2 protein-coding genes are annotated in these 1,667 nt (G+C 73.0%); both read left to right on the top strand.

Annotated elements, in window-relative coordinates; all coding sequences use genetic code 11:
- Nucleotides 1-131 precede the first annotated feature (131 nt).
- Entirely contained in the window at nucleotides 132-1,013 is an 882-nt protein-coding gene (locus BHU15_RS37565; protein ID WP_069631148.1) for a pyrimidine reductase family protein, read from the top strand.
- A gap of 142 nt (nucleotides 1,014-1,155) precedes the next feature.
- Nucleotides 1,156-1,667: indole-3-glycerol phosphate synthase (locus BHU15_RS37560; RefSeq protein WP_069631149.1), on the top strand; the 512-nt coding region annotated here is incomplete at its 3' end.

The raw sequence follows: 1,667 nt of genomic DNA, 5'->3' as shown, positions 1-1,667 counted from the left end.
CGGTACGGGGGAGGCCGGCCGGGTTCCGGACATGGGCAGTTCGTGGCGGTCATTCGCACACGTGGGCGGGACCGGCGCGCGGGTCTCGCGGCGTGCGACCGCGTGCGACCCCGCGTGTCAGACTGCTGCGCATGCGACGCCTGTTCCCCGTGACCGATCGGACCGCGCCGGCGGCCGCGCCCCCACCCGAGGCCCGGCCCGAGGCCCGGCCCTCGGGCCGGTCCGAGGGCCGGTCCGAGGCCCCGGTGAACCTCGTGGACCGCGAGTGGACGCTGGACGAGCTGGCCGAGGCGTACGCGTACCCCGCGCCCCTCACCACTCCCGACGCTCCCGCCCCTTCCGACGCCCCGCACCGCTGGCTGCGCGCGAACATGGTCTCCACGCTCGACGGCGCCGCCCAGCACGACGGCCGTTCGCAGGCCATCTCGTCCGACGCCGACATGCGGATCTTCGGCACCCTGCGCGGTCTCGCGGATGTCGTCATCGTCGGTGCGGAAACGGTTCGCCTGGAGGGCTACCGCCCCGCCCGCGCCCGTGACGCCTTCGCCGCGCGGCGCGCCGCCGACGGGCAGGCGCCCGCGCCCGCGATCGCCGTCGTGAGCGCGAGCCTGAATCTGGACTTCTCGCTCCCGCTCTTCACCTCGCCCCTCGTACCGACCCTCGTCCTGACCGGCGCCGCCGCCTCCCCCGACCGCGTCCGCGACGCGGAGAAGGCGGGCGCGCGGGTGATCGTCGCCGGGGACGGTCCCGGCGTCGAGCCGGACCGGGCGGTCACGGCGCTGGCGGACATGGGCCTGGTGCGTCAGCTCACCGAGGGCGGCCCCCGGCTCCTCGGCCAGTTCGCGGCGGCCGGAGTGCTCGACGAACTGTGCCTGACCGTCGCCCCCCTGCTCACGGTCGGCAGCGCCCAGCGCATCACCGGCGGACCGGTGCTGCCCGACCCGGAACGGTTCGCCTTGGCGGCCGTACTGGAGGAGGCCGGGTTCCTTTTCACCCGATACCGTCGGATCTGACATTGGGCGGAATTTGTCGTTCCGGTTAGCTTCCGCTGGGCAGAATTACTCACGCAGACTCACGTAGACCCCGTGCGGGCACGGGGAAGGATGGTTTCCGCAGCGGGCCTCACCGGCCCCTGAACGACGAAGGGCGCCTGTCGTGTTCACAAGCGTATTGATGATCGAGAAGCCCCTGTCGTCCGTGGACGTCGAATTCGTCACCACGCTCCACGGCACCGAGGAGGTCGCTTTCATCCTCCTCATGCAGCCTCGCGGTGACCAGGCGGACGCGCTGCTGCGCGCCATCGACGACGTGGCGTTCGGAGAGCTGAAGGAGGCCGGCCGCGAGGGTGACGAGCCCGAGGGCGCCGAGGCCCGGGGCCCCGCCGAGCTGGCGCTCACGCACTCGCTGGCCGCGCTGCGGGCGGCGGGCCGGGAGGCCACCGGCGTGGTGGTCGAGAACCACCCGCTGGACCACCTCAAGTCCGTCGTCGAGGAATCGGCGGCCGACGAGGTGATCGTGCTGACCGAACCCCACTACGTGGAGGAGTTCTTCCACCGCGACTGGGCCTCGCGCGCACGCCACAAGGTCGGCGTACCGGTGCTCAAGCTCTTCGCGCACGGTGTGGAGGACGACGAGGCGGCGGGGGACGGCGGAGGGGCGGCCAGGGG

Origin of the sequence: Streptomyces niveus (assembly GCF_001723055.1) — a bacterium.
Lineage (GTDB): Bacteria > Actinomycetota > Actinomycetes > Streptomycetales > Streptomycetaceae > Streptomyces > Streptomyces niveus.
Note: the sequence above shows the minus strand (reverse complement) of the source record. Positions and strands in the feature narration are given on the sequence as shown.

What these genes read in the sequence shown, in the direction of transcription:
- BHU15_RS37565 (WP_069631148.1), top strand. Translation starts at nt 132, where the DNA reads ATGCGACGCCTGTTCCCCGTGACCGATCGGACCGCGCCGGCGGCCGCG.